Consider the following 19,580-nt stretch of genomic DNA (forward strand, 5'->3'; position numbering starts at 1 on the left):
TTTCTGATTCATTAGAATTGAACATTAAGACCAACTGTATACGTTTTTGGCGTAGGGTAACCGTCCGAACGGTCATAGCCCATTGCCGTCACACCTTCTGGATTTGGCCCCGTATATTTGGTAAATGTATATACGTTGTTTGCGGTACCATATATACGTAATGAGGTAATCTTATATTTGGATGTCCATTCGCGCGGGAAATTATAGGCAAGGGTAAGGCTATTAATTTTCCAATAGGAGCCGTCCTCCAAAAATAGTGTCTGATTGGGCCGGAAAGGTCTTACCCCACCACTTCTTGAATAATCAAAAGGATTGGGCAAAAATGAATTATCACCATAATTGGTCCAAAAATCATATCCATCCATCGGTAGGAGTGCTGAATTTTTTTGTCCACGCGTATCACCAAACAAGGGGTTCGCGTAGGAATTCATCTGGCTAGCCATCGCTGCATTGATCACGTCCCTTTTTAACGTAAAGGATGTATTGACATTTAAGCTAAGGTTTTTGTACTGAATGAATGTGGACAAACCGCCTGTCACTTTAGGCTGGGCATTTCCGACAATGACACGGTCACGGTCATCTAAGATATAGTCACCATTTAGATCAGTCCAATAAGGATCTCCTGCCTGAAAATAATAGGTTTTACCATCACGAATAGTTTTATAACTCTCACCTGTCTCGGGATTGACGGGCACGGCCTCATCTGTTGAAAATACACCCCGATAGTCATATAATAGGAAGGACATGCTATTGCGTCCTAAACGATAATAGGTATCGAAACCATTCGCCTCCTTGTCTCTAAGAACATATTGCCGCGCATTGTCCGGAAGACGCGTTAAGATATCTTTATTCACTGCACCATTTAGAGAGATATTCCAATTGACCTGACTGCTTGATGGAAGAGGCCTAAACATAAAAGTGAATTCGTAGCCATAATTGACCATACTTACGTCATTGCCTTTTAGCATTTTGAAACCATTGTGATCGGCCAGCTGACGATCCCACAAGGTATTGTCAACCTGTTTGTAATAAAGCTCTTGGATAGTCGTAATACGATTTCCCAATATGCCCGCTTCCACCGCCAAACTGCTTGAAGTTGTTGTCGAAGGAATTAGTTTACTATTCGGCATCTGTCCCCAGTCAAATCCAATCGTGGGATTGTTGTTAAACTCGCCTGTAAAAATGTACTTTCCATTGGCATCAAATACAGTACCTGTTGGTACAATATTTTTACCCCAACCGGCACGCAGTGAAAGATAATCCAGCCAGTTTTCGGCGGCATCCTGAAGAAAACTCTCTTTTTGCATGTTCCATCTTGCCGAAATAGAAGGATTCTTTTGCCATGGTACATCAGGACCTGTACTCGAGGATTTATCAAAACGATAGGTAAAATCCACGACATACTTGGACATGTAGTTATAACTGATTGCTCCCGCAAAACCTGCAGAACGCACATCTGCGGCGTTGTCAAGCACCCCTCCCCTAGCAGAACCATGCCCTATCGGGCCCTCTAGCTGATCATTGCTGAAACCTTCTGGCTGTTGGGCCTTGGCCTTAAAATTCAATAAGTTCAATTCATTGAACACATAGGTCGTCAGAATATGTTTATCTTCGGGTCCCCAGGATTTAATATAGGTCAATTGGGCCATGTTATAAATCGTATTACGCTGCGAATCGTAATTATAGAGTTTCGAGACATTATTATTGGACACAGATGGCGCAAATTTATCTGTGCGGTCACTGATATAATTGTAACTGAAATTATTTTTTGCACGCAAACCGGGAATAATTTCATACTCCAGTTCCACATTGGATTTAACATCCGTAGTCCGGTTATCATTGCGTCCCAATATACTCTCGGCCACTGTTGGGTCGACAAATGGGGAGCTCGGTGAGGGGAGCAAGGAGGATGCTGATGCGGAATTGGCCACGCCGCCCTGGCTTACAGCGGTACCAGTTCCGGTTTGCTGGCGTCCGATATTACCGGCCATGTTGACAAACATGCGAAAACGATCAGTCGGTCGGTACTCCGAATTCATGGTCAATGTATAACGGTCAAAACCAGTATTCTGAACAATTCCTTTTTGTGTGTAGTACTGCCCGTTGATCTTATAATTAAATGTGGCATCACCACCCGATGCATTCACGTTGTGGGATTGGCTATAGGTAGGCCTATAGAAAACATCCTGCCAATTGGTCGAATTGTTAAAATAAGGATTTAAACTATCCGATAGGATTTGATTATCAAAGATCAGATCTCGGCCATTATAATAGCCACCGGAATTATTCAATACCTGATTAATGCGGGTAAGACGTTCGTTTTTACCCCCCAGAACATCCCTCAGCTGCGGTGGCAGATTAAAAAATTGGTTGGTTGAGTACTGAATGATCGGTACCTTTGAAAGTCCTCTTTTTGTCGTGATGCGAATTACACCATATGCCCCTCTTGAACCATATAAGGCTGTAGCAGCGGCATCTTTTAAAACATCTATGGACTGAATATCCTCAGGCGGGATCAAGGAGATAGGACTGATACCTGTACCAGCACTGTTAAATCCATATTGAAAGTCCGTATTGTCGTCCACAGGCACCCCATCCACAATATAAAGCGGTGAGGTGGGCGTTAAAAATGCATCCTGACCGGATCCACTCACCGAAATATTAGATAAGCCACGGACCAATACCGAGGCTCTCACTCCCGGCTGGCCGCTATTGACCTGCACGTTCATCCCCGCCACTTTACCTTGTAGCAACTCCGTGACATTCGATACCGGATTGTCCTGTAGCTGTTTACCATCGATGGTCATAGACGAACCGGTCAATGTCTCCCGTTTCCTTGTGGCGAATCCCTGCACGACGACTTCTTTCAGCGTATTCTCTTCCCGGGTCATATAAATCGTAAACGTAAACGCCTTTTTGCCCTCCAATGATTCGGTCGTCCGTTTATAACCGGTACTGGTAAAGATCAGTACGTCATTTTTAGGGGCACTTATCTTAAATAAACCTCTCTTATCTGTCGAGCCCAGCGGTTTATTGAGCTGGGTAGACCGTATCGTCACATCAGAAACGCCGCTCCGTGTGCCCTGATCCTGAACGAAACCTGTAACATTGACCATTTCCTGTGCCACGGCGAGCCCCACGATCAACATCAAGCAACTGATTAATATGTATCTTCTCATTTGGTTTTTCATGGTTAATCATTATCGAACAAAGGTTTCTCATCGGGGAAGAAAAATATAATCTCCCAATCGCCTTTTTCATAAATACTAAAGTTGAACAGTATAGCCCCGATATCACGGAGCCCCCCAGCGGCAATCCGTGTGTAAGTAAAAGCTGTAGATGCCCTACCCGCACTGGTCCACTTTGTCTTCAATGTTGGGACCAACGGGATAGGATAAGCTACATCATAGCGGACAGCAGTGGAGTCGGCCGCAAATGTCTTATTAAAACCATGTATCAGATTATCCCAGTCGGTATTATTAAATTTGGATAATTTAATGGGCTGCAAGTCCGGTCCAAGGAATTTGAAACTCAATGAACTCCCTTCTCCTTTCTTATAAAACCATATCCTAGGGACGACAAGTGTCCTCGTGGAATCCCCCACAACATTGATTACTGTATTTGGGTACAAATAGCCACTTTCCACGTAGGGTTCATAGGCTTGTTCTTTCAATGGCGTGAGGTGCATGTCCTTAAAGAATCGGCGTCCACCATTGCTGCTTACTTCAACATCGAAATAATAACCGGAATCAGGGTAAGATTTTAATACGATGGAACTGGCAGCCGCATGCATCGTCAGATTGCCCGAATGCTGGCCAATTTCCCATAAGGGGCGCATGACGGTATCCCGCTTGGCCTGAATCTCAGCCAGTGTTTTTTCGCCCCCCGTATAAGGTTGCTTCCAAATAGAAACGGGAAACAATTTGAGCAGTTCGGGCGCTTCTTTTCCGTCGAAGGTACGAACGGCAGAAATCCGAAAACTCAGGGGCAGTGTCGATTCGCCCGCATTAAAAATGTCCTGATATTGGGTGGTCTTTCCCAAAACGGGTTTAAACTCTGTCTGCGTAAAGTTCATGTCCAAGCTGAACGCGTCCAAATCGGATGGAAAATTTTTCTTACAGCTGGAAAACAGTATTCCGATCGCCGCAAAAAGCATCAATTGAATATATTTTTTATTCATAATTTACAGATTAACGCGGGTTAAGAATTCGCCAAAACCAAATTCATGGCCACTGGCCAAAATATGAACCACACCGTTTTTGGTTTTTATATTTACGGCTTGTGTTGCGGAGCGTGTCCAATACTGCGTAAAATTAGATCCCTTGGTATCACTATAATATACGGTCACTAACCCGCCGTCAACCAATCCGGATGCTTCCTGTTTAATCCGTTGCGCGTGCATCGGTTGCTCGTAGTTCAGGGAATTAACAAACAAACCATCCACATAAAGCATTGATTCTGTTGTCACAATCCCTTTGACAATATATTTACTTACTAAAGTATCCAGCTGATCTCTGTTTAAATCCTTTAAGTACAAAGGTGACTTCTGCTGGTTCTTTCGCACCAAATTTAAATTGCTGATCGCTGATTGAAAAGATGCGTTTGTAGGCGCAAATACCGTAAGACTGTCAGTAGCAAGCTGGTCCTTTAATTCTGGGAAAAATGATAATACCTGCAACAAAGAATCATAAGCCGCTGGTTTTGATTCAAAATAAGCAATCGTATTTCCCTCGAATAGGTTTTCTTGATTCTCGAAATCATAATAACCATCGGTTTTACTACAGCTCATGATAATAAAGCTAAACAGCAGCATGAGCATTCTAACTGTACAATATTTTTTCATCTGTATAAATTATTTGTTCATCAATTATTTTTAGAATAAGGTATTCACGCTGCCTTCGGCGGTTTTAGTGGTAATGAATCTATGCGATTCATTCTCCAGTATAATTGGATAAATCATAGTGGTTTCCTATCTCTTATATTATTTCCAAAATGAATTTTGACTTAACTGGGTATTATTGTTGAGCACATCTTGCGCGATCGGCCAGAAGATTCCTTTACCATCAATCAATTTATTGAACTCCGTATCATTCCGTTTAAGCTTTTTATACCGTACCAGATCATACCAGCGCCAGCCTTCGCCGAGCAGCTCTCTTCTTCTTTCGGCAAAGATGGCATCCAGTAAATCGGTCTCATTCGGCGAATCTTGCAAGCCCCTGCTCTTACGCACCTGGTCCAGCAGGCCTTTGGCAAGCTCCTTTTGTCCCAATACAACCAGAGCCTCTGCCCGAAGTAATGCTACCTCTTCCATGCGGGAGAACACAATTGCAGAACTGAACAATGGCAATGAACCGTCTGCACCTGAAACGCCCTCACGTATTACCTTGATCTTACTAAAAATAGGATACTGGCCACCGATATTGGAAAAATAGGTGGATAGGGTGCTTCCATCTTTGGTAATATTAAAGCGGACATCATTATCCTCTGTAAAAATTTGAACAATACGATCTCTGGGGATATAGATATCTGGTATTGCTTTTGAGACCAATGGGCTCGCTAAAGTCAGTTGTTCTAAATGTCCTTCATAGGAAGCCTCACTTTCGCTCCATTTGAAGGGGAAAGCGACCAATTGCGAATTGGAAGAATTATAAAAGAATCCATTTGCACTGGTGATATTGCTTGACAGATTGAACGATGCTCCAGATTTACCGGCATTGGTCAGTACATAATCGGCGTATACGGAGGCCTCCAGATAGTTGCCGGCCCAAGCCGCAATATGTGCCAAAATCGTATTCGCCGATAAACGGTTGAAAAGTACACCGTTCCACTTATCACGATTGGAGCCATGATAATTTAAGGTTGGATATACGGGATCTGTGTCACTACCATAGATAAAAGGCAAATCATCTTTGACTGATTTAATCTGATTTTCGGCATATACCAAAACTTCTTTTTCTGCGGATGCCTTTATATTGGGGAAGTTACCTTCATACGATTTATCCCAGATCGGCACATCGCCCCAGGTACGCGCCAACAGGTAATAGCAAAATCCTTTGATCACGCGCATTTGAGCAATGTCAATTTTATTATTCAAGGCGGTATACTGAGCGTCTTTTGCAACTATTTTTGGCGAGTTCTCAATAAAGAGATTCGCAGCGTTGATCACGGCATAAAATTTACGCCAGTTGCTCAACTTTTGCACCAAAGGATAGGACGAATTCAGTTCACCACTGATAATCACATCCAAATCCCGCTTATTGACTGACGAAAAATCTCCAGAACGTAATTCGCCGTAAAGCCAATAGCCATTATCTTGGGCCATCGCGCTGCGTAACAACCCATACACTCCCATTAGGGAGCCCCTGGCATCATTAATGTCTTTCCATTTATTTTCCTCGTTGACAATATGTCTTGAGTCAACCTCCAACATTTTACTACACCCTGACAGAAGTGTTCCGGTTGTCGCAAAAGTGATCAGCAACATGCTTAATTTGCTATATTTTCTCAGGTTTTGTTGTATTGTTTTCATCCTAATATTTTTTTCAATGGTTAATGAGAGTTTGAGTAGGTGACTCTCCTTAAAAATCCAGCTTAATTCCTAATACAAGTGTTTTGGGAAGTCGTAAGCCCTCTCCTGTGTCATATCCAAAGAAATTGATCAGTTCAGGATCCCGGCCGGAATACTTAGTCAACGTCAGCAGATTACTACCGCTGAGGTAGACATACATTTTCGAAAAACGAGCTCCGGATTTTTTGACCATTGATGTAAAATCATAACCAAGCGTAAGGTTGCGTAATTTGACGAAGGACGCATCTTCTAAAAACATATCCTGCTCCACCTGGTAGGGTGAAACCGGCGACCAAGGATTATAGCGGGGATATGCCGATTCATCAAAATTTTTCTCCCAATAGGTGATATCACGAACTGAACTAAGGGTATGTCCTTCATCCTGATTTGCGAAATCAAAATAGCGTGCAGCCTGTGCATTTAGCGCATCTTTTTTAAGGTTGAAATATAAAAGGAAACTCAGGTCAAAATTTTTCCATCCGAAACGATTGTAGAATCCACCGGTAAACTTGGGCATATAATTTCCCATCAAAACCCGGTCTTTATTATTGATATCAAAATCGCCATTGGTATCTTGCCAACGCGGATCACCACCTTTCATCTCTGTACCATTATATGTCAAGATCTTATGATCTGTATTTACGGGTACATCAATATCATTCGCATAGATCCCTTGATTCTTAAGAACCCAAAATTGATCTATACGACTACCCACTGCCAGTTTTCTATTAGCGATTTCAATTTCATTCAACCCACGGGGCAGCGCTTTCAATTGGTTGCTGTTGTAAGCAATATTAAACGAGCTATTCCAGGATACAGCATCCGTGGGTGCTGGGAAATTGAAGTTCAATGTAAAATCTACGCCCTTATTGTTAATCGCCATACCACTTAGGTGCTCGTATTGATAACCCGATTCGGCGACCGTGGGAACCGTAAAAGTCACATCCTTATTATCCTTATTGTAGAACTCAATCCGGGATGTGACTTTATCCCCTTTCCATGCGAGATCAATTCCAGCATTGAACATATCGGTATAAGACCAAGGTAATTCGTATCCGATCCATCCCGAACGATAAGGTCTGGTAATGGTTCCGATTCCGTTGAATGAAGGAACCGTCTTATTGGTATCCCATCCAACTTCGGAGACATACTGCGGCCCTGCCGCCTCAATATCTGTGGTCGGAAGATTTCCTAGCCTTCCCCATGAAGCGAGCAGTTTTAATCCACCGAAACGATCATTTTTCAATAGCGAATTAAAGTCATATTCTCCATTAAAAGCAAAGGAGGTAAACCATCGATGGTCGGCCTGTACGGCAGAAGACCCATCCCGTCTGACCAAAGCGCCCAATTTAAGTGTTTTATCCAGCGTATAGGTACCACGGAAATAGGCAGAAGCCAATTTAAAATCCATGCGGTCCCGATAGTAGTATGGAATAAAACCAACAGCCTTCAGATAATTCTCCTTTTGGCTATCTCCTTCCACCACATTGACCTTGATAAAATCGTTTGGCCCTTTATATCCCTGAATAAAATTGTATTTCTGTTTGTCAGACTGGTAGTTAAATCCAGCTTCAACAAATACATTACTTTTATTATTAATGGTGTATCTATAGTTCAATGTATTATCGAATACCATTCGTTCATTGTAACCATAATAATTCGACACGTAATTATTTCCAGACATTAAGGTAGACGGCCAAAAAACATTGCGCACGTTTTCGTTATAGTCGAGATACAACTTGGGCGCAAAATTCAAGTTTTTAAGAATTGCAAAATTGAGCGAGAAGGAACCTAATAAACTGGTGACATTATTTTCATCGATCGATTTCTGATACTCATTGAGATAGACTCCATAGAGATCTTTATTTGGTGCCAATGGCGTTGACAAATCAGGAATATAAGCTGTCTCGCCCAAACGTTCGATAATGGATCTATTGCGGTCTCTGTTGAGCCGTGTGCCTTGAATCATACTTGATATGGTCAACCATTTTATGGGCAGCATATTGAGATAGAAGGCTGCTTGATAACGATTTATGCTCGTTTCGTCTGCTGCTCCGGCATCCCCGGCATAATTTCCGAAGAAGCGAAAGTTGGCTCGTTCAGATCCCCCTTCTAAGCTTCCGTTGATATCATATATTGGCTTTGCTTTATAATAAAGATCGGTCCAGTTGGAAGGTCCGTAAAAATTGACGTTGGATGAATCGCTCAGGTAAGCTGGGTAAGCTGCTAATTGCTTTTCACTTGCATACTTCGTATAGAATGGCTGCCTAAATTTCTTTTCAAAATCCGCATTGATTGTCGTCACGTTTGATGGCGTTGCATAACCATAGTGGCTGTTCACGCTTATTTTCCGCTGTCCCGCCTTTGCATTTTTGGTGGTTATATAAATCACCCCGTTGGCAGCTCTAGGTCCGAATATCGCCGCAGTGCTATAATCTTTTAGTATATGGATCGATTCAATATTATCCGCGTTAAAAATACTGTTGATATTTGTTGCCGCACCGATCGGCTGCAGGCTATAATTCTGGATCGCATAGCTCAATGTACTTTCATCAATCAACGGAATTCCATTCAAAACAATCAAAGGCTTGCTTTTGTTAACATCTTCGATGCTGATAATCGGTCGCGCCAAACCACGGATTAATACATGCTGTTTGATTGTTCCGGGTTCGCCTGAAGGTTCCTGTACATATACTCCGGCATTACCGCCTTTCAGCATCTGCTGTAAAGTGAGATCTGGTCTTTTTTTCACTGCAGCAATATTTACCGTATCTACACCGAGATAGGGTTTGGTCGGATCCAATGAATAATATATAATAGAATCCTTTGAAAGCGTGTCTACCTGCTGTCCAAAGTATCCATTAATGCGCTTTGGTGCCAAATCGGGTGCGGCTCTTAAATCAGTTAAATAGCCGGAACTCAATAGAAAAAATAACGTACAATAGGTTACAGTTTTTTTCATAAATGATTCAAATGGTTAGGGAGATGGCGCAAGCCATCATACCTTGGTTAGGTGCTGGGAAATTCCAACACAAATGGTTTCATAATCAATTTTAAACGCTGTTCTTTTTAGGTACTGTGCTTATAATTAATGTAATATTATGGGAATAAAATTTAATCTACGATATGTCAATCAAACGCAATCGATTGTCCTAATCTCGAAAACGTTATAGTGTATTTACCACACATAATGCCCTTAAAAAGGCATTTTTAGCGTTAAAAACACATCAAGGGCAAGCTTTAACAGTAAATTAACAGCGCGATCGATAACGCGGATCTTTTAACATTTTTTCACATAAATTTTCTTCATATTTGTTCTGATATGTTAAAATGCTTTTGACAGAGCAGCTATCGACAAATTGCTTTTGGCAGGCAATTTAGCTAAGTTTGTATGAGACGTTAATTGACACGTAATCATTTATGAGGATAACGAGATACCGGGCCTTACTTCTGTCTACCCTAATCTTAACCGTTGGAATAAGCGGGAAGGTAGCAGCACAGCAAAGTCCAAAGGATTATACTGGGGCGATAAAAAAATACGATACCACATTTAAAGGTATAGGACCGGAGGTGTATTTCCTACCTCCTCCAAAGACTGAAAACGAAATTATCGAAGATAATTATACCGATAAAAAAGGATTTAGTAAGGAAATAGCGAGACAGCTGCTATTCCAACGCTTACTGCTACAATTGAAAAGTACCAATAACATGGGCCATTTTCAATATCTGATGAGTCCTGTTCCCGCCAATACCAGTGCATGGAATACGGTGATTGACAATCAGAGAAAAGCCGAGAACTGGATTGCAGGCTATGCCCTGGCCAACGAAGCGGGGCTATTTTCAATCAAGAATAACGATAGTAGCAGCGCTTCCAAATTTTTATATGAGGCCCTGTCATTGGCGAATCGGACCGACAATAAAGATGATATTGCAACGATCAACCTGAACCTAAGCAACTTTCAGCTGTATCATGGGGATTTTGACAAGGCCGAAGAAAATGCCCAAAAGTACCATACCTATGCCACGGTAAGCAAAAGCTATGTGGAGCAGGCCAATGCCTGGTTGTTGCTTGCAATGGCGCGCGCGGGACAGGGAAACTTTAAGGCGGCTGAAAACAACATCATCCGAAGCGCCATCCCCCTATTTAATAAGGCAAAGGCCTATGAGGGCAAAATATTCGCCTGGGAGATGCTCGCAGAGATTTATTTTAAGCAAAACAAATACACCGAAGCACAATGGTTTCTGCTCCAGGCCCGGGATCTGGCAAATGCCAAAAATCTGAGTGGAGAACTGGCAGAAATCGAATATTTACTTGCCGCTTCCAAGCAGAAGGATGGCAATTACAAAGTGGCGGTCAAGGAATTTATTCAGGCGGCCGAACTGGCCTCCAATGAGAATAATAAACAGTTGTCACTGGCTATATTGGACAAATTGGGGGAAGTATACCTTACCCTAAAGGATTATCCTTCGGCTGACCAGACCTACAAGGCTTATACGCAACTGAAAAATGAATTATACAATTAATCGACTTTCATCAGATCATATCAACTGAAAAATCGAAAGTAAAAAATAAATCGTACTTTAAGCTTTTTGTAAATATTAGAGGATAAATCAAATAAATTTTTAGAATCTATGTTAATGTGCTATGAATTTCACTAAATTTAGCACGCTTATCAATAAGAGCTGAATATTTTTATTTCCTTTAATAAAAGTTTATTGGTAGCAAAAAAGAGAACGATAAATCTGTTCTATATTCAGCTTAATTTAAAATTGTATATAGTAGAGAATTTATCTTAGTTTATAAAATGATTATTAAAACTGTCGAAAATATGTTTAGGAAACTCATATTTGCACTTTTTGTGGTATCTATTGTGTCCTGTGGCTCAAAACCGCGGGTAGCACTTCCAGATGATGGCGGGCTCAAACCGAGCACCCAGCATCAGATCATCGCGAAAGAAGTGATCGGATTATTGGAAAATGCCAGCTACAAAAAGGTCAAAATGAATGATTCAATATCTGGAATTATCTATGATAATCTAATCAAAGGATTGGACCAGAGCAAGAATTATCTATTGCAATCGGATATTGATGCATTTCAGGCTTACAAGAATAACCTCGCCCAGGATATCAAAGGAGGAGATCTTTCATCCGCCTTCCAGATCTTTAATATCTATAAAAAGAGGTATTTGGAAAGAATGCAATATGCCCTTTCCGAAATCGACAAAAAGCACGATTTTACCAAAGACGAGGTTTATCAGCCTAACCGTGAAAAATTAGGATGGTTCAAAACAGACGCCGAGGCAAACGATCAATGGCGTAAACGGGTGAAATATGATCTTTTGAACCTGGAAACTGCCAGTGGAAAATCAACGGACAGTGCCAAAACCAAACAGGTGGAGACACTGAAGAAACGTTATGTGAATCTAATTTCACAGACCAAAAAATACAACGCAAATGATGCCTTTCAGATTATAATGCAGGCGCTAACAGATGCTGTAGATCCACATACATCTTATTTTAACCCATCTTATGCGCAGGCTTTCAATGAGGGTATGGCCAATACTTTTGAAGGTATCGGTGCCAGACTGACCATTGACAACGAGGCTGTAAGTATCAATGAGATTATTCCGGGAGGACCTATCTTTAAAGATAAGACCATTCAGGTGAACGACAAGATCATCGCTGTGGCACAAGGTAAAGATGGTGAATTTGAAGATATCATCGGCTGGAGATTAGACGCTGCGGTGGCCAAAATAAAAGGCCCTAAGGGAACAATCGTCCGACTTAAAATTATTCCGGCCGGACAACCGATGAACTCACATCCACGGATTGTTTCCTTGGTGCGTGAAAAAATCGTTGTCGAGGAAGAATCTGCAAAGAAAGAGATCCTGAATATCAAAGGAGCTGACGGAAAAATGTATAAAGTCGGGGTAATCAATATTCCTAAATTTTACATGGACTTTGAGGCTTACAGAAGACGTGATCCGAACTATAAAAGTACAACACGGGATGTAAGATTGATCTTAGACACCCTTAAACAAGCGAAAGTGGATGCGGTACTGATCGACCTACGTTTCAACGGCGGTGGTTCACTTCCCGAAGCGATTGATCTTACCGGGCTATTTATTGACAAGGGGCCTGTTGTACAAGTAAGGGATACCAAAAACAATATTGATGTCGAAGAAGACAAAACTGCTGGTGTAGCATGGGACGGACCTTTAGGCGTCATGATCAACCGTTTCTCGGCTTCAGCTTCCGAAATTTTTGCCGGAGCAATTCAGGATTATGGCAGGGGCGTGATCCTGGGCTCACAGAGCTATGGTAAAGGAACTGTTCAATCGGCCATCGACATGTCTCGCGTGATTAGCCCAACAAGCCGTCTGTTGATGAAAGCTTCGGGTGAGAAGGATCCTGACACCCCAGAAGGTGCACCGCAATATGGACAGATCAACATCACACTGGGTAAATTTTACCGGGTCAATGGCAGCAGTACACAGCACAAAGGGGTGACTCCTGACATTACATTCCCTTCCCAATTCTCTGCAGAGAAATTTGGTGAAAGCTCAGAAAAATCTGCCCTTCCATGGGATCAGATCCAATCCAGTAACTTCAAAAAGGTAGCGGATATGAGTGGCGTGGATAAAAAGCTGGAGACACTACATGAGAGCCGCATTAAAAACTCCCTGGAGTATAAATATCTAAAAGAAGATATTGAAGAAGCTCAAAAAGATGAGGATGTCAAAATTTCACTGGAATTAAACAAATTCAAAAAAGAAAAAGACGATAACCTCAAGAAAAATAAAGAGCGCATCAATGCTTTATTGAAATTACAAGGTAAACCTGCCTGGGAGGACGGAAAACCGCAGCCAAAAATGGACCTTGACTTTGTAAAAGATGAAAGTGCAAAAGTAATGACCGATTACATTATCAATTTTGCAAACAAAAAATAATAAGGGCTAACAGCCCGTTAAGAAAGGCAATCGTAACAACGGTTGCCTTTTTTTATGATACTCATCACAATAGCAAAGCTTTATGATCAATTTCGCCTTTTCTTCGTAACTTATCGTCATATTAATTGTTCTATATATAAAGGCATTAAAATTAGGAAGCGCATTGCATTGTGCTGTCAAAAAAAATAAATTGAATGCCCGGATAATGATGGATTGTACCTTTAAAACAATAGCAAAATGAAACGTATCCTGCTCCTAACCGACTTTTCAGAAAATGCACTTTTAGCAGCTAAGCAAGTTGCGCTATGTGCAGAGGCCTGGAAAACTGAACAAGTTATTGTTTACCATACGTATAACAGTGTAACAATTGTAAACAATGAGCCCATCGTGGTGGTTAATGATGAAGTAAAAGAGGCCAAAGAGAAAGAATTCAATGCCTGGCTGGAACAGATTGCTCCGCTCTTTCCGCCACAGGTAACACTATCGCACAAAATGGAGGATGTGGATCTTCCGATAGGTGTAAATGAGCTGTGTGAATCCGAGGCTATCGATCTTGTGGCACTAGGTATCACGGGGCAGACTGGTTTTGCCAAGATTCTGGTGGGCAGCAATGCCATCACCTTAATGGATATCTGCAATAAACCGATGCTGATTGTCTCCCATAAGGTGAATCCAGCGGTCCCCAAGCATGTGCTGGCCACTACTGACCTTAAAGAGGTAGACAGAAAATTGGCCTTGTTTAATCTAGATCAGGTGCTGGACACATTTTCAGCGCAGTTATATGTTCTGAATGTTGCCAAGAAGGAAGGCTCTGCAGCAGATCTGGCACAAGAATTAAAACATTTACATGAACGGCTGGACAAGTACAAGCCCATCTATGACTACATCAGTCACGACGATATTACAACAGGAATAGCGGCCTATGCCAAGGAGAAACAGATCGACCTAATCCTGTCCTTTCACAAGAAACAAGGGTTATTGGCGAGTTTGTTCAAAACAAGTATATCCAAAAAAATCGCCTGGAACGGTGCTGCAAACCTATTGGTAATTCCAATGGATAAATCATAAACAGCACAGAGCGACCTCCGATATAAAATTTCATATCTCGGAGGCCGCTCTGTCCTATAAGTTTCTCTATTTTATAAATTTCGATGTGCCGGCATCTACTTCTTGTCTACAGAATGTTTGCCCGGGCCAATAAAGACGAGCCCCAAAAAAACGAAGAACAATTCAATGGCGTGCGACGCACCGTTGACGCCATCACCCTTGGACAGGTGCATCAAACCGGCAACGACCATCGTAAAAGCGAGCAATAAAGCCGAAGGCCTAAAGAAAAGGCCCAATAGGAGGAAAAGACCGCCTATCGTCTCCGTTGCCGCAGCCATAAAGCCCCAAAATGTCGGAATAAAGTGAATGCCTATATTCCCCATGGCCTTTCCGACCCCAGCCCATAGCTCAGGACCGCCCTGTAACTTGGGCAAACCATGCATAATCATCATGACACCCAAGCCGATACGAAGGATCAATAAACCCGTATCTCTATATTTTCCCAATGAATTCCAAATTGCCATAAATAGAAAATTATAATGTATTAAAATATTACTTGCTGATAGCTGTTTCTAAAATACTGAAAATAGCACAAAATGCCTGACCTTTCCTTGATATAGATTAAGAAATTTCAACGCAGAACTTAATCTGGGCATAGGAAAGAAAGAAGAATTAAGAAAAGAATTCTCAGGAAAATCGGGGCACGCGATAAAAATATTGCATTTATGCTACTAAATACGTAATTTAAATCTCATAGACCCGATTATAAAAATATTATGAAGAATCTTCTCTTGTTAACAGATTTCTCCGACAATGCATATGCTGCCGCGCAATATGCTGCCAAATTAGCGCCGCTTTGGGGCATAGAAAGGGTTGTATTGTACCATACTTATGAGGTCATACCCACTGTCGGGACAGAGCCGGTTGTTATCAGTAATTCGGATATATTAGAAGACAAACAAAAAGACCTCAACGTATGGCAGGAAGACCTCATGCAGCTCTTTCCCCAGGGAATAGCATGGAAAGTGGTGCTGGAGGAATATGAACTGAGCTATGGCGTCAACCGTACCTGTGCGGAAGAAGATATTGATATTGTTGTGGTGGGAACCGCAGGAAAAAGCGGATTTAAGAAGCTTCTCCTGGGGAGCAACACGCTAAAATTAATTGAGAATTGTCATACGCCTTTGTTGGTGGTTCCAGCCAAGGCCGAATTCAGGATCCCCAGGAAGATGCTGATTGCAACCAACCTCAAAGAAGTCAAACTCAAGTTGGACCGCCTTCTGATCAATGCCGCGGAAGTACTCCGCAAAAGTGAGGTCTATGTAGTTCACGTTACCAAGGAAGATCCCGCAAGCAAAGCCGTCCGCACGGAGATTAACCTGATGAATGAACTGTTGGCCTCCTATCATCCGATATATAGCTATATCCTACATTCGGATATTGCCATCGGCATTAATCAATATATCAATGAAAACCACATTGATATGATGGTAACATTTCACCGTGACAAAGGATTACTCAGCCGGATTTTCAATACCAGTATCGCACAAAAAATGGCCTGGAAAAGCCAGGCTGCCATGATGGTTATTCCTGTACATTCGGGATAAGCTAAAAATATCGACAATCAAATAGTTTTGTCTGGGATGAGACGATTTGATTGTCGATATCGCTATAGGTAAGTAAGTTCCGTTTTATTGGCGCTCGTCACCAATTTCACTTTTCGGCCCAATACCAACGCATGGTTATCATCGATGTGTCCCGCCGGATAACCAAAAGCCACAGGAAAGTCATATTCTTTGACTTTATCCCAGATGATCTCCTCTACGGTCTGTCCAAAGGCCGGATCGTTGTCTTTCATGGATGAAAACCCGCCTACAATAAGGCCTTTCAGTTTTTTAAATTTACCAGCACGTTTTAATGCCCAAAGCATGCGGTCTACCGAGTAATAGGCTTCACCCACATCTTCGATAAAAAGGATTTTATTTGCATACTTGACATCTGAATCCGAAGCCAAGACGGATAATAAAATCGCTAGATTTCCGCCGATCAGTTTGCCCTCAGCCTCACCGGGACGATTGGGGAATACAGATTGTTCATAGGTAAAGTCCGTAGATTCACCAAACAGTGCATTTCTTAAGGTCTCCAAGGAAGCTTTCGTTCCCGATTCAAAAGATTTGGGCATCTGCCCGTGTATTGTTGCGATCTTATAGTTACGTTGGATATGGCTATGCAATACCGTAATATCGCTAAAGCCGACCAACCACTTCGGATGCTGCTCGAATCCGGAAAAATCGATTTCATCAACAATCCGAACGCAGCCATAGCCGCCCCGGGCTGCAAATACAGCTTTAATGGATGGATCATCCAAGGCCCATTGGAGATCCGCCGCACGCAATTGGTCATCTCCGGCAAATTGATGATAAGATGTGCCTACTGTCTGCCCCACCACAACTTCAAGGCCCCAATTCTTCAATGTTTCGATCCCCATATCAATATTCCCCCGGATAAAACTGGCCGGACAAACGATAGCGACTTTGTCGCCTTCTTTAAGAAAATCAGGTATTTTAGACATATTGTTTTGTTTCTATAAATAATTTGATGCTATATGGCTATGCCGCTAGCACCAGCCAATCTACTTTATTTTTACCAAAAGGATTTTGTCTCGGCTCCTCATGGCTTCCGTCCATAAAAATTTTCAATGGATGCGGCGAGAACAAATTTATCTTAGTATTATACCGCAAATTGAATTATCTTTGTGAAAGAAACAAGTAAAAACTTTAATATACTTTCAAGCATTGAGTATTCTAGATAAAAAACGTTATACAATCACTTCGGCATTACCCTATGCCAATGGTCCTTTACATATTGGACACCTTGCCGGAGCTTATATTCCCGGTGATATTTTTGTTCGCTATTTGCGTTTGAACCAAAAAGATGTGGTCTATGTCTGTGGTTCGGATGAACATGGTGCAGCCATTACTATCCGTGCCAAAAAAGAGGGGATTACACCACAACAGATCATTGATAAGTACAACAAACAAATCAAGGAGAGCTTTGAGGAGTTTGGTATTTCTTTCGATATCTACCACCGTACCTCCGAACCAATCCACCATCAACTTTCGCAGGATTTTTTCCTGAACCTCTACAATAAAGGTGAATTTGTTGAGAAATTTTCGGAACAGTATTATGATGAAGAATACCATCAGTTTTTAGCAGACCGCTATATTACGGGTACCTGTCCAAACTGTAAATCCGAAGGTGCCTATGGCGATCAATGTGAAAAATGTGGTACTTCGCTCAGTCCAACAGATCTGATCAATCCCATTTCCACATTAAGCGGAAAGACTCCGGTATTAAAAGAAACAAAACATTGGTACCTGCCTTTGGATAAATACCAACCCTGGTTGGAAAAATGGTTGATCGAGGGCAAGAAAAATATTCTTAAATCCAACGTTTTTGGCCAATGTCAATCCTGGCTCAAATCAGGCCTGCAGCCGCGTTCTATGACGCGGGATCTGGATTGGGGAGTGGACGTACCTTTGGAAGAAGCACAAGGGAAGAAACTGTATGTATGGCTGGATGCACCGATAGGTTATATCTCCGCCACAAAACAGTGGGCAATCGATCAGGGAAAAAATTGGGAAGATTATTGGAAAACCCATGAGAACCCAGCCGATGATGCCACATTGATCCATTTTATCGGAAAAGACAATATTGTATTTCACTGCATAATATTCCCAGCGATTCTACATGCGCATGGAGACTATATCCTGCCTGAAAACATCCCTGCAAATGAATTCCTTAATCTGGAAGGCGATAAGCTTTCAACATCCAGAAATCATGCAGTTTGGTTGCATGAATATTTACAGGAATTTCCAAATAAACAGGATGAACTACGCTATGTGCTGACTTCGATTTTACCGGAGACCTCAGACGCTGAATTTACCTGGAAGGATTTCCAGGCAAGGATCAACAACGAGCTGGTAGCCATCTTTGGCAACTTTGTCAATCGCGTGATGGTACTATCCCATAAATATTTTGGTGGCAAAGTATTGAGCGGATCTCCATTGACAGCAGTGGATCAATCGGTATTGGATGAGTTAAAATCCTATCCGGCATCTATCAAATCATCGCTGGAACAATTCCGTTTCCGTGAAGCGCTGTCCGAGTTTATGAATGTGGCCCGTCTTGGAAACAAGTACCTGGCAGATGAGGAGCCTTGGAAAGTAATCAAAACAGACGAGGAACGCGTCAAAACGATCCTAAATGTAGCAGCTCAGATTGTTGCCAACCTTGCTGTATTGGCGCAACCATTTTTACCAAAAACAGCGATCAAATTATTTGAAATGCTCAACTTCCCACAAGGGAACTGGAATGATGCAGGTAACGAAAGCTTAATTGAAGATGGTCATCAACTGGGTGAAGTCCAATTGTTATTTGACAAGATAACCGACGAGCAAGTGGAATTCCAATTGAACAAACTTGCCGAAGCGAAACTAAAAAACCGCGCCGAGAATGCACAAGTTGCTCCCGCAAAAGAAAACATCAGTTTTGACGATTTTGTCAAAATGGATATCCGCGTAGGAACAATTCTAGAAGCTGAGAAAGTGGCGAAAACAAAGAAATTGCTGAAATTAACCATAGATACCGGTATCGACAAACGTACCGTCGTATCTGGTATTGCCGAATTTTTTAGTCCGGAAGAAATCGTTGGACGCCAGGTTTCCATTTTAGTCAATCTGGAGCCTCGCGAAATCAAAGGCATTACTTCACAGGGTATGATCTTGATGGCTGAAGATGCAGATGGCCGACTGGATTTTGTCAAACCCGATACTGCGATCAAAGTGGGCAGTACAGTACGCTAATGACGCAAAAACGATCATAAAAAAATGCCTGTCTTTTTGATGTGACCCCAAAAAGTTGGACGGATTAACAAAATTAAGTTTTTTGTACGAGAGCTCGGTATTCCACCGGGCTCTTTCCATTTAATCTATTTTTTATTCTTTTATTGTTGT

The 19,580-nt window shown here is 41.9% G+C and carries 12 protein-coding genes; 5 read left to right on the top strand and 7 right to left on the bottom strand.

Going from position 1 to position 19,580, the window contains the following annotated elements; genetic code table 11:
• Nucleotides 1–11: 11 nt before the first annotated feature.
• The 5 genes from BWD42_RS24345 to BWD42_RS24365 all read right to left on the bottom strand — a co-directional run bounded on the left by BWD42_RS24345 (nt 12) and on the right by BWD42_RS24365 (nt 9,530).
• The gene (locus BWD42_RS24345; RefSeq protein WP_254846315.1) at nt 12–3,179 is read right to left on the bottom strand and encodes a SusC/RagA family TonB-linked outer membrane protein; all 3,168 of its coding nucleotides are present in this window, start codon (nt 3,177–3,179) and stop codon (nt 12–14) included.
• Nucleotides 3,180–3,193: 14 nt separating this feature from the next.
• A complete protein-coding gene (locus BWD42_RS24350) occupies nt 3,194–4,180 on the bottom strand; it encodes a DUF5007 domain-containing protein (RefSeq protein ID WP_077439102.1) in 987 nt (328 codons plus the stop codon).
• A 3-nt stretch (nt 4,181–4,183) separates the two neighbouring features.
• Nucleotides 4,184–4,843, bottom strand: coding sequence for a fasciclin domain-containing protein (locus BWD42_RS24355; RefSeq protein ID WP_077439104.1), 660 nt, complete (start codon nt 4,841–4,843; stop codon nt 4,184–4,186).
• A 138-nt stretch (nt 4,844–4,981) separates the two neighbouring features.
• Complete coding sequence (locus BWD42_RS24360; protein WP_077439106.1) at nt 4,982–6,529, bottom strand: RagB/SusD family nutrient uptake outer membrane protein; 1,548 nt, start codon at nt 6,527–6,529, stop codon at nt 4,982–4,984.
• A 49-nt stretch (nt 6,530–6,578) separates the two neighbouring features.
• Nucleotides 6,579–9,530 (bottom strand): SusC/RagA family TonB-linked outer membrane protein, encoded by a 2,952-nt coding sequence (locus tag BWD42_RS24365; protein ID WP_077439107.1) that lies wholly within the window; start codon nt 9,528–9,530, stop codon nt 6,579–6,581.
• Nucleotides 9,531–9,988: 458 nt separating this feature from the next.
• Between BWD42_RS24365 and BWD42_RS24370 the strand changes: the two genes are divergently transcribed.
• The 3 genes from BWD42_RS24370 to BWD42_RS24380 all read left to right on the top strand — a co-directional run bounded on the left by BWD42_RS24370 (nt 9,989) and on the right by BWD42_RS24380 (nt 14,586).
• A complete protein-coding gene (locus BWD42_RS24370; protein ID WP_077439109.1) occupies nt 9,989–11,092 on the top strand; it encodes a tetratricopeptide repeat protein in 1,104 nt (367 codons plus the stop codon).
• Between the two features lie 305 nt (nt 11,093–11,397).
• Nucleotides 11,398–13,518, top strand: coding sequence for a carboxy terminal-processing peptidase (locus BWD42_RS24375; protein WP_139351278.1), 2,121 nt, complete (start codon nt 11,398–11,400; stop codon nt 13,516–13,518).
• A 237-nt stretch (nt 13,519–13,755) separates the two neighbouring features.
• The gene (locus tag BWD42_RS24380; protein ID WP_077439113.1) at nt 13,756–14,586 is read left to right on the top strand and encodes a universal stress protein; all 831 of its coding nucleotides are present in this window, start codon (nt 13,756–13,758) and stop codon (nt 14,584–14,586) included.
• A gap of 95 nt (nt 14,587–14,681) precedes the next feature.
• Here BWD42_RS24380 and BWD42_RS24385 read toward each other — a convergent pair whose 3' ends face one another.
• Nucleotides 14,682–15,089: a DoxX family protein gene (locus BWD42_RS24385; RefSeq protein WP_077439115.1), complete on the bottom strand. Its 408-nt coding sequence runs from the start codon at nt 15,087–15,089 to the stop codon at nt 14,682–14,684.
• A 252-nt stretch (nt 15,090–15,341) separates the two neighbouring features.
• Between BWD42_RS24385 and BWD42_RS24390 the strand changes: the two genes are divergently transcribed.
• On the top strand, nt 15,342–16,172 hold the full coding sequence (locus tag BWD42_RS24390; RefSeq protein WP_077439117.1) for a universal stress protein: 831 nt from the start codon (nt 15,342–15,344) through the stop codon (nt 16,170–16,172).
• Between the two features lie 62 nt (nt 16,173–16,234).
• Here BWD42_RS24390 and BWD42_RS24395 read toward each other — a convergent pair whose 3' ends face one another.
• Complete coding sequence (locus BWD42_RS24395; RefSeq protein ID WP_077439118.1) at nt 16,235–17,137, bottom strand: LD-carboxypeptidase; 903 nt, start codon at nt 17,135–17,137, stop codon at nt 16,235–16,237.
• A gap of 223 nt (nt 17,138–17,360) precedes the next feature.
• Between BWD42_RS24395 and metG the strand changes: the two genes are divergently transcribed.
• Complete coding sequence (gene metG, locus BWD42_RS24400; RefSeq protein WP_077439120.1) at nt 17,361–19,430, top strand: methionine--tRNA ligase; 2,070 nt, start codon at nt 17,361–17,363, stop codon at nt 19,428–19,430.
• Nucleotides 19,431–19,580: the final 150 nt, after the last annotated feature.

Origin of the sequence: Sphingobacterium sp. CZ-UAM (genome assembly GCF_002000245.1) — a bacterium.
Taxonomy (GTDB): Bacteria; Bacteroidota; Bacteroidia; order Sphingobacteriales; family Sphingobacteriaceae; genus Sphingobacterium.